This window comes from Gemmatimonadota bacterium (assembly GCA_016714015.1).
Lineage (GTDB): Bacteria > Gemmatimonadota > Gemmatimonadetes > Gemmatimonadales > Gemmatimonadaceae > Pseudogemmatithrix.
Genome location: JADJNZ010000014.1, coordinates 1 through 10,025, shown reverse-complemented (window position 1 = coordinate 10,025; position 10,025 = coordinate 1). Strand labels below are relative to the sequence as shown.

10 protein-coding genes and 1 pseudogene are annotated in these 10,025 nt (G+C 70.0%); 9 read left to right on the top strand and 2 right to left on the bottom strand.

Translation table 11 applies throughout. From position 1 onward, the window contains the following. Positions 1-333: 333 nt before the first annotated feature. The gene (locus IPJ78_19415) at positions 334-822 is read right to left on the bottom strand and encodes a CPBP family intramembrane metalloprotease (protein MBK7908698.1); all 489 of its coding nucleotides are present in this window, start codon (positions 820-822) and stop codon (positions 334-336) included. Between the two features lie 357 nt (positions 823-1,179). On the opposite strand from IPJ78_19415, the gene IPJ78_19410 reads away from it, so the two are divergent. From IPJ78_19410 to IPJ78_19370, 9 genes are all read left to right on the top strand, one after another. Further along, the gene (locus IPJ78_19410) at positions 1,180-1,533 is read left to right on the top strand and encodes a hypothetical protein (GenBank protein MBK7908697.1); all 354 of its coding nucleotides are present in this window, start codon (positions 1,180-1,182) and stop codon (positions 1,531-1,533) included. An 81-nt stretch (positions 1,534-1,614) separates the two neighbouring features. Then, on the top strand, positions 1,615-1,875 hold the full coding sequence (locus tag IPJ78_19405) for a hypothetical protein (GenBank protein MBK7908696.1): 261 nt from the start codon (positions 1,615-1,617) through the stop codon (positions 1,873-1,875). Continuing rightward, positions 1,850-2,311 carry an energy transducer TonB gene (locus tag IPJ78_19400; protein MBK7908695.1) on the top strand — a complete coding sequence of 154 codons (462 nt, stop codon included), beginning with the start codon at positions 1,850-1,852 and terminating at the stop codon, positions 2,309-2,311. Before IPJ78_19405 ends, IPJ78_19400 begins: the two co-directional genes overlap by 26 nt. 45 nt (positions 2,312-2,356) lie before the next feature. Continuing rightward, positions 2,357-2,827: a hypothetical protein gene (locus IPJ78_19395; GenBank protein MBK7908694.1), complete on the top strand. Its 471-nt coding sequence runs from the start codon at positions 2,357-2,359 to the stop codon at positions 2,825-2,827. Positions 2,828-2,856: 29 nt separating this feature from the next. Beyond that, positions 2,857-3,162, top strand: a complete 306-nt coding sequence (locus IPJ78_19390) for a hypothetical protein (GenBank protein MBK7908693.1) — start codon at positions 2,857-2,859, stop codon at positions 3,160-3,162. Beyond that, positions 3,159-3,956 carry a carbon-nitrogen hydrolase family protein gene (locus tag IPJ78_19385; protein ID MBK7908692.1) on the top strand — a complete coding sequence of 266 codons (798 nt, stop codon included), beginning with the start codon at positions 3,159-3,161 and terminating at the stop codon, positions 3,954-3,956. The genes IPJ78_19390 and IPJ78_19385 overlap by 4 nt, the downstream gene beginning before the upstream one ends. 121 nt (positions 3,957-4,077) lie before the next feature. Then, positions 4,078-4,407 (top strand): PadR family transcriptional regulator, encoded by a 330-nt coding sequence (locus tag IPJ78_19380; GenBank protein MBK7908691.1) that lies wholly within the window; start codon positions 4,078-4,080, stop codon positions 4,405-4,407. Then, positions 4,404-7,049, top strand: coding sequence for an ABC transporter permease (locus IPJ78_19375; GenBank protein ID MBK7908690.1), 2,646 nt, complete (start codon positions 4,404-4,406; stop codon positions 7,047-7,049). Before IPJ78_19380 ends, IPJ78_19375 begins: the two co-directional genes overlap by 4 nt. A gap of 238 nt (positions 7,050-7,287) precedes the next feature. After that, complete coding sequence (locus IPJ78_19370; protein MBK7908689.1) at positions 7,288-7,671, top strand: hypothetical protein; 384 nt, start codon at positions 7,288-7,290, stop codon at positions 7,669-7,671. Positions 7,672-8,623: 952 nt separating this feature from the next. On the opposite strand, the pseudogene IPJ78_19365 reads toward IPJ78_19370, so the two are convergent. Further along, positions 8,624-9,859, bottom strand: a pseudogene (locus IPJ78_19365) (IS256 family transposase). Positions 9,860-10,025 lie beyond the last annotated feature (166 nt).

Sequence of the window (10,025 nt, the reverse complement as noted above, 5' to 3'; positions counted from 1 at the left end):
GTGGGTCATCGTCGAGGAGCGGCCAACGAGCGCAATCGAGCAGTTGTTTCCGAAGCAAAGAAGAAAGTACGAGGAATCGCCTATCCCTTTCTTTGAGTCCACTTTCTGTCTGAGTTGGGGCCTTCGAACCATTGCGTTCGCGTGCATTCCAGTGATTCGAGGGGTGCACGGGACATCGCAGACGACGACCGCGCGCGGCGCTCTAACGACGCTTGCTGCCCACAACCGCATTTAATGGGCGCGCTCGCAGCAGAAGCACACGTTCCGCGCGCTGAGCGCTAGCGGATCGGCGCACACCCATCTTCGGGGCCCGCGACGCTCCGTCAGCCGCCATCAGCGCACAGCGAACAACAGCGCGAAGATGACGACGTCCTGCAGGAAGTGGATGAACCACGCCCACCGCACGCCGTTCGTCTCCGTCACGGAGCGAGCGAGCACGTAGCCGAGGAAGCCCGCGAGTACGACACCGGGTGCTCCACCTGGCACACCGAAGTAGTGAACGGTGCCGAACACGACCCCCGACAGCATGGCGGCGCGCGGGGCACCGAGGACATCGACGGTTCCCTCGAGGAGCGCGAGGCGAACGAGACCTTCCTCGGTCGCGGCGTTCGCGGCGGCGAACGGAAGCGCGAGCAGCAGGGACATCGGCAATGCCGCGAGCAGGCCTTCCTGGCCGCGGGCGACCTGGAGCCACACGACGACGGCGGTGACCGCGGTGGCGATGACGGCGAAGTTGCGTCCGACGACCGACCATGGCTCGCCCGCGTGGACGCCGAGCAGGCGGATCGCACCGGCGGGGGCGCGCGCATCGCCCGCGCGCAAGAACCGCTCGCGCGCCCAGGAAGCGGACGGCGGCGACCACGGCGATCATGGGGAGTGCCGAGACGACCTGGTAGGCGATCTTCGCGTCGAGGAAGGCGTCCCCCGTGAGGCGCGGCGGCCTTTGCGCGAGCCAACGCGTCAACACCGGTAGCGATGCGAGCGCCAGGATGACCAGCGCGCAGGACGCGGCCGCGCCGACCCTGCGTGAAGTCATCGGGTGCTCCGGGACAGGAAGTGCGATCGGGGTGGGTCGACGATCCGTCAAGCATGCCGCGCGATCGCCAACGTCGCCAACGCCTCGGGTCTGGCGATCTCCGGTACGCATCGGCAAGTTCGTGCGTCACGAGCCGAGGACCCATGGCCACGCAAGCAGACGTGAGGCGCATCGCACGGGCGCTCCCGGGCACCGTCGAGGAGACCGGGCGCTTCGCCTTCGCGCTCCCCGTGAAGGACAAGCTCAAGAGGGGCGTGTGGGTCTGGCTCGAGCGCCTGACGCCCAAGAAGGCGCGGTGCCGAACCCGAAGGTCCTCGCGATCCGCGTCGCGAACCTCGGCGAGAAGGACCTCGCTGCTCAAGTCCGATCCGGTGAGGTTCTTCACCGAGCCGCACTACAACGGGTATCCGGCGGTGCTCCTGCACCTCCCCGACCATGCGCGTGCCGGAGCTGCGCGGCCTCTTGCGCGACGCCTGGCGGTGTGCGGGCGGGCGTGAATCGGCGCCCGCGCCCCGAGCCGGCCGCCGCGCGACCACCGCGTCTCGCAAGCGCCCTGCGTCCAAGAGGTCCGACGTCGGATGACCAGGTCACGATCCCTGCTCGCCCTGTCCCTCTGCACCCTCCTCCCCTTCGCCGACGCCCCCGCGCATGGTGTCCTCGGCGGCCGCGTGTACTTCGGCGCGACCGAGCAGCCCCTCGCCTGCATCGGCGTGGCCCTCGCCGGCGCGTCGGATTCGCTTTTTTTTTTTTTTTTTTTTTTTTTTTTTTTTCTATCTCGCGCACCTGCACGCGCGGACGGGACGTTCGAGCCTGATGGGGCCGCCGCGCCCGGCCTCTAACGACTCTCGTTCGTCGGGATGGGGCTCGGGGTCATCGACACCGACACGCTGCGCCCTCGACGCGACGACGGAGTTCGATCTCCCCTTCCGCCTCGCGCTCCCCCGGTCGCGCGGGACCCTCACATCGGCGCGGCGCGATCAGCTCGGCATCGAGCTCGAACCCCGCACGATTCGGGGCGGCGCCTCGCTGCGGTACCCGCCGGAGCTGCTCGCCGATTCCATCGAGGGCCGCGTCACCGTCGGATACGCGATCGACACCGTCGGCCGCGTCGATCCGCGGACGACGGTCGTCCTCGAGAGCTCGCATCCCGCGTTCACCGCCTCGGTCCGGACCACGCTGGGCGCCCTGCGCTACCAACCCGCGCAGTACAGCGGCGCGCCGCAGTGCATCTTCTCGACGCAGGAGTTCGTTTTTGCGCTGCAGCGGCGCCGCTAGGAAAGCGGATCGCGGCACCGCCCTCAACACATCCATCGCCACGTCATGCGCACAGCCCTCAGGCTCTCCGTCCTCCCCGTGCTCGCCGCCGTCGCACTGAGCACACTCGGCTGCGACCGCCCACGCGAAGAGGCCGCCCCGGTCCCTCCGATCGTCGGCACCTGGCTGGTGCACGATCCGAACGCGCCGTTCCCCTACCATCTGTATGTGTTCAACGCCGACGGCACCATGCATCAGGCCAATCCGGACGCCGGCAATCCGCGCACGAGCGACAGCGACGGCAAGGGCGTCTGGGCGGTCCGCGGCGACCACATCGAGGGCAAGTGGGTGGAGCTCTCCGCCGACCGGGCGACGCATCAGTACGCTGGGCGCCTGGAGCTCACGATGCGGATCACCGTGCGCGGCGATTCCCTCACCGCGACCGAGACCGTGCAGGTGTTCGACGCGGCGGGGGCACCGGCTCCTGCGCCGGCGACTCCGACGCCGCTCAGCGGCACGCGGATCACGATTCCATAGGCCAAGGCGATCATCACGCGGGCGAAGTCATGCACATTCTCGAGCATCTGTTCCTCGTCGGGGAGTTCCCGGAACGAGCGCACCTGTTGTCAGGGCTGACGCTCGAACAGGTCACGCTTCGGCCCGACGGCGCGTCGCACTCCATCTATGAGGAGCTGTGGCACCTCGTGGGATACCAGCAGAGCATCATCGCGCCGGGTGCGCCGGTCGCCGCCCTGTACCCCATCGCGCCGCCCGATCACGAGGAGCAGTGGCGCGAGTTGGTCCGCGCGTCCACGCCAGCGCTCGCGCGCCGGGTGGAGAGCGGGCTCGCGCGTATGCGGTGCTGCCCATGACCACCGTCCGGATCGCCCTCGCCAACCTCGACGCGCCGAACACGCCCACCGAGGCCGTCCAGCTCGCGACCGCCGCGATTCACGAGGCCGGCCGACAGCAGGCCCGCGTGCTGTGCTTTCCGGAATGCTTCATCCCCGGGTATCGGTGGCCGGACACGCGGCTCCCGGAGCCCGACCCCCTGTTCCTCGAGCAGGCGCTGGTCACCGTCGCCGCGGCGGCCAAGGCGGCCGCCGTCACGGTCATCGTCGGCACGGAGCGGTGCACCGAGCGCGGCCTGCAGATCACGGCGTGTGTCATCAACGCGGATGGCACCGTCGCGGGGTGGCAGGACAAGGGGCAGCTCGATCCGGACGAGGAGCACCGGTATCCCGCGTTCGGGACGGACCGACACGTGTTCACCGCCGGTCCGCTGACCTTCGGGGTCGTGATCTGCCACGAGGGGTGGCGCTATCCCGAGACGGTGCGATGGGCGGTGCGGCGTGGTGCGCAGGTGGTGTTTCATCCGCACGCCAGTCGGGCCGAACCCGGCGCGTTTCGCCCGACCGCGTTCGGCGATCCCGCGAACTCGTTCCACGAGAAGGCGATCCTCTGTCGGGCCGCCGAGAACACGTGCTACTTCGCGTCGGTCAACTACGCGAGCGACGGCGCCCCGACGACGTCAGCGATCGCGCGACCGGATGGGTCCCTGCAGTGCTGGCAACCCTACGGGGTCGCCGGTCTGCTGCTGGCGGATGTCGACCTGCGCGCGGCCAGCGGCCTCTTGGCGGCGCGGTGTCGGACGTCACCGCTATAGAGAAAGCGGCCGCTCCGAAGCTGGCCCATCGGAACGCCAAGTCCCGCCACGAAACCCTTCCGCCCGGCCCGATGTCCTACCATCATCCGGATACCTAGAAACCTATGTAAAGGGCCCCTCCATGCCACGACACGACCGCCTCCGCGGGACGATCGAGCTCCTCATCCTCTCCACCCTCGCCTGGGGCCCCCGCCACGGCTACGCCATCGCGCGATGGCTGGAGGAGCGCTCCAACGAGGGATTCCGCGCCGAGGAGGGGACGCTCTACCCGGCCCTCCATCGCATGGAGCAGCGGAAGCTCATCTCGAGCGATTGGCGCATCTCCGAGCTCGGGCGGTCGGCGAAGTTCTACCAGCTCACCGCCGCGGGACGACGCGAGCTGCGCAAGGAGGCCGCGGACTGGCGCGCCTTCGCCGCGTCGGTCACCCTCGTGCTCGAGGCGGTGCCATGAAGGAGCCGCGCGAGGGCGACATCGAGCGGGAGATCCTCCCCAAGGCCGTGGACGAGCAGGTGGACGCCGAGCTGGCGTTCCACCTCGCGATGCGCGAACGCGATCTCGTTGCGCGCGGGGTGAACCCCGCCGAGGCGCGCGAGCAGGCCCTCGCGGCCTTCGGCGACATGGGTGGGGTGCGCGCCGAACTCACGCGCATCGGCCGCGCCAGCGAAGGGACCGCGCGCCGCCTCCGCTTCATCACGGAAGCGATCCAGGACGCGCGCTTCGCCTGGCGGATGGTCGCGCGCCGGCGCGCGGCCTCGCTGCTCATCATCGCGGTGCTCGCGCTCGGCATCGGCGCGACGACGGCGATCTTCAGCGTGGTGGACGGCGTCCTGCTGCGGCCGCTCCCCTTCCACGAACCGGATCGCCTCGCCGCGGTCTGGATCGGCCAGCCCGCCCTCGCGAACGATCCGGTGCTCGGCTTCCTCGCCGAGGCCACGCCGGTCGGCACCGGGGAATACCACGCGATGCGCGACGCGACCAGTGGCTTCGCGTCGATCGGCCTCTGGAACATGGGCGCCTCGACGCTCACCACCGAGGACGGCACCGAGCCCGTGCCGGTGGGCGTCGTGACCCAATCGGTCTTCGAGACGCTGCGCGTCACGCCGGCGCTGGGGCGGACGTTCACCGAGGGCGAGGACGCGCTCGGCGGCGCCGACGTCGGCATCCTGAGCTGGGAGGCCTGGCGCGGCCGCTACGGCGGCGATCCCGCGATGCTCGGGCGCCGCATCGTGCTCGGCGGCGCGCCGCACACGATCATCGGCGTGATGCCCGCCGGCTTCCGGCTCGATCGCACCGCCGAGCCGCCGCACGTCTGGGTGCCCGCGCTGCAGGACTCGTCCGACCTCGCCGAGCGGCGCAACCGGAACTACCGGGCGATCGCCCGGCTCGGCGCCGGCGCGACGTTCGTGGGCGCCTCGCAGCAGGCGACGCCCGCGCTGCGCGAGGTGACGGGCGACAGCACGCTCGTGGCGCGCGTGGCGATGTGGCAGGAGGATCAGGGACGCAGCGCGAGCGGCCCGGTGCTCCTGCTGCTCGCCGCCGCGGGACTCCTGCTGTTGATCGCGTGCGTGAACGTCGCCCTCCTGCAGCTCGGCGAGGTGAGCGCGCGTCGCAACGAGATCACCGTGCGCGTGGCGCTCGGCGCGGGGCAGGGACGACTCGTCCGCCAGCTCCTCGGCGAGAGCCTGCTGCTCGCCCTCGTCGCCTCGGCGCTCGGCGCCGTGCTCTCGGCGGTGATGCTGCGCGGCCTGCTGGCGATCGCGCCGGACCGGCTGCCGGGACTCGATGCCGTGCGGATCGACGCGCGCGTGCTCGGCTTCGCGCTGCTCACTGCGCTCGTGACGGGGTTGGTGTTCGGCGTCGTGCCGGCGTGGCTCGTCGGCCGGAGCGGCCCCGCGGCCGCGGTGCGCAGCGGCGGGGGGCAGACCGCGCGCGGAGCCGCGTTCCTCCATCGCGGGCTGCTCACCGCGCAGATCGCGATGTCGATGGTCCTCCTCGTGATGAGCGTGCTGCTCGGGCAGAGCCTCTATCGACTCACCGCCGTCGATCCCGGATTCCAGGCGGACCGTCTCACCGCGCTCCGCGTGACGATGCCCTGGCAGTACGAGGACGACCGGGTGCGGGCGCTCACCGAGGGCGCGCGGCGTCGCATCGCCGCACTCCCCGGGGTGAGTCGCGTCACCGTGAGCAGTGCGCCCCCGTACTCGGGGAACAGCAGCAGCTCCCCCGTCACGCTCGATCCGACGATCGCGGGCGAACGCACGCCACAGCATACCGTGCAACAGTCCGTGGCCACGGACTACTTCGAGACGATGGGCGTCCGCATCGTCGCCGGGCGCGCGTTCGAGCCGGGCGACGTGTTCGGGGGCGAGCCGGTCGCGATCGTGAGCGAGGCGATGGTGCGTCGGGACTTCGGGACCCATCAGCCCATCGGGCAGCGCGTGCGGCACCAAGGGGTGTGGCGTCGCGTGGTCGGCGTCGCCGCGGACGTGCGCGGTCGATCGCTCGCCGTCGCCGACGGCGCGGGGATCTACATCCCGTATGACCAGCATCCCAACTCGGCACCCACCTTCCTCGTGCGCGGCGAGGATGCCGCGCTCGCGGCGGCCACGGTGCGGGCGATCCTGCGGGAACTCGACGGCCAGATGGTGCTGCGCTCGGTCACGCGCGTCCCGGAGGCGATCGAACGGTCGTACGGCGCACAGCGCTACCGGACGATCCTGTTCACGGCCTTCGGCGCACTCGCGGCCCTGCTCGCCGCGGTGGGGCTCTACGGCGTGAGCGCGCGCACGGCGGCCCGCCGGCTGCGCGAGGTGGGGATCCGCATGGCGGTGGGCGGTTCCCCGCGCAGCGTGGCGCGGCTCCTCGTGGGCGATGCGATGCGCGGCGTGGTGCTCGGGATCGTGCTCGGCGTGCCGGCGGCGTTCGGGACGGCGTGGGCGCTGCGCGAGTACCTGTTCGAGGTGTCGCCGGCCGCGCCGATGGCGTACGTGGTGGTCGCGGCGGCGTTGGCGGCGGCGACGCTCGGCGCGAGTGCATGGCCGGCGTGGGCGGCGACGCGCGCGGATCCGGTGCGCGTGCTGCGGGCGGAGTAGCGGGCCGCGCGCCGGGCGCACCACTTTGGTGGGACGGGTCCGCTGCGGATCCGTCCTCGTCATCCCGGCCAGGTCCCGTGCTCCCCACCTGCAGCCCTCGCTTCGTGGCGCGATTCGCACGCGTCCGTTGGTTGGCGCTCGCCGCCGTCCTCGCCATCGGTTGTGCTCGCGAGCCGGACGCCGCGACGCGCGCCGACACCGTGGCCTTCGACCTCGACGCCGCGCGGGCGAAGCAGTGATGCCTCGGCTCGTCTTCGCGCACGCGTTCACCGCCCTCACCGGCATCGTCATCGCCTTCCAGCTCGCCCTCGTAGCCGGGGCGCCGTGGGGAAGGCTGACCCAAGGCGGCCGCGTCGACGGGCCGCTCCCACCTGGCGCCCGTGCCGTCGCGCTCTTCTCCGCCGCGCTCCTCGCGGTCTTCATCCATATGATACGCGCACGCGCCGCATCCCCGCCGCGCTTTGCGCGGGCGGTCTGGGGCGTCGTCGCCTACTGCGCGGTGGGCACTGTCGCGAACGCCATCACGCCGAGTGCCGCCGAGCGCGCGCTCTGGTTGCCCGTCGTGAGCCTGATGTTCGTCGCCAGTCTCCAAGTGGCGCGCGGGCGGGGCACCGCAGACTGACCGCTTGCCGCCGACGCGGGCGGTCGAACCGCGCGCGCGGCCCGAAGTTTGCCTCTGTAGGCCGCCGTGGTCGCGTTCTGCGCCACTACGGCGCAGTCGCAGGCCGAAATGACGGTGATCTCGACGCGCGGGTGTCGGTGAAGGGTGCTGCGTCGAGTTTTCGGTTGCGAAACTCGTGATGAAGTCTGCTGCATTCGACCGCGAGTCTGCTGGAATCGCGATCAAGTCTGCTGGAGTCGCAGCTCAAGTCTGCTGCGGTCGCGTTCAAGTCTGCTACGGTCGCGATCAAGTCTGCGGCGATCGCGTTCGAGTCTGCTGCAGTCGCGATCAAGTCTGCGGCAGTCGCGTTCAAGTCTGCTGCAGTCGCGTTCAAGTCTGCTGGAGTCGCGTTCAAGTCTGCGGCGGTCGCGTTCAAGTCTGCTGCAGTCGCGTTCAAGTCTGCAGCAGTCGCGTTCAAGTCTGCTGCGGTCGCGTTCAAGTCTGCTGCAGTCGCGTTCAAGTCTGCTGCGGTCGCGTTCAAGTCTGCTGCAGTCGCGTGCGAGTCTGCTGCAGTCGCGTGCGAGTCTGCGGGAGTCGCGTTCAAGTCTGCTGCGGTCGCGTTCAAGTCTGCGGGAGTCGCGTTCAAGTCTGCTGGAGTCGCCTTCAAGTCTGCTGCGATCGCGTTCAAGCCTGCGGGAGTCGCGTGCGAGTCTGCGAGTCTCGTGTGCGAGTCTCCTACTTTCGATTCGCAGCGTCGTAGTGCCACGAAGCAGCGATGCAGTGGCGATTGACAGCGATGCGATCTCAGTTGACAGCGCTGTAGTTGAAGTTGACAGCGTCGCAGTGGCAGGTCGCAGCGATGCGGTGGCAGGTGGCCGCTCCCGAGTCGAGACGAGCGGCTCCGGTCAAGCGATGTCGAGCGCAGCAGGCGGGGGGCCTGTGCGGATTTCTGTGTGTGAGGCCGGTGCGGTAATCAGGCGTGATCCGTGAAGCGACTGCCGAAGAGCATGGCGAGGTACGGCATGGCGGCCTTCCAGGCGTTGTTCCCGCGCCGCCACTTCCGCGTGATGTTGGGGAGCGCGAGGTAGAGACAACTTGGTCGCGGCCTCATCGGTCGGAAAGTGGCCGCGCGTCTTCACGATCTTTCGGAGCTGCATGTGCAAGCTCTCGATCGCGTTTGTCGTGTAGAGGAGCTGCCGGATGGCCGGCGGGTACGCGAAGACCGGGGCGACGTGCGGCCAGTGCCGGCGCCAGAGCGCGACGATTGCCGGATACTTGGTCCCCGCCGGACTCGCCGCGAAGGCCTCGAGGGCGGCGAGCGCCGCCGCCTCCGTGGGCGCGCGGTAGATCGTGCGGAGGGCCGCCGCCAGCGGCTTCCGCTCCTTCCAGCTCACGAAGTTGAGGCTCTGCCGCACGAGGTGCACGACGCAGTGATGCACCTGCGCCTGCGGGAAGACCGTCGTGATCGCGTCCGGGAACCCGACCAGGCCATCGACGAGGGCGATCAGGATGTCCTCGACCCCGCGGCTCTTGAGCTCCGTCATCACGCGGAGCCAGAAGCTGGCCCCCTCGGTTTGCTCGATCCAGAGGCCGAGCACGTCCCTTGTGCCCGTCGCGATCGACACCCAGTGCCAGATAGACGGCCTTGTTCCGGACCACGCCTTCGTCGCGGATCTTCACGCGCAGCGCGTCAAAGATCACGACGGGGTAGACGCGGTCGAGCGGCCGCTGCTGCCGCCAGGCGGTCACCTCCTCCATCACTTCGGCGGTCACCGCACTGATCACGCTCGGCGAGACCTCGACCTGATAGAGCTGCTCCGCGCTTTGGATCTCGCGCACCGAGACGCCGCGCGCATAGAGCGACAGCACGTTCGCGTCGAACTGCGGCAGCCGCCGGACGCCGGTCGGCACGAGCTGCGGCCGGAACGTGCCCCTCGCGGTCGCGCGGGATCTCGAGCGGCAGCGCCCCGGACTCGGTCAGCACCGTCTTCGGCGTCGCCCCGTTCCGGTGATTCGCCTGCCCCGCCGGCTTCTCCTCCCCCGGCGCGTACCCGAGATGCTCGGTCAGCTCGCCCGCGAGAATCCGCTCGGCGATCCGCTTCTGCATGAACCGGAAGAGCGCTGACAGGTCCTCCGGCGTCTTCGTCTTCCCGATCAGCGCATCCATCGCCGCGGGGTCGAACTCAGGGAACTCCTTCGGTCTGGCCATCTCCCCCTCCTCAGGGTGAGTATGGCCTCACACACAGAATCCCGTACAGGCGCTGATCTCTGGACGCCGAGCCCGCGCGTCGTACCTTTGCGCCCATGCCCCCACGCCCCTGGATCCTCGCCGAACAGCCGCTTCCCGCCGTACGCGCCGCCGCCTACGAGGTCGC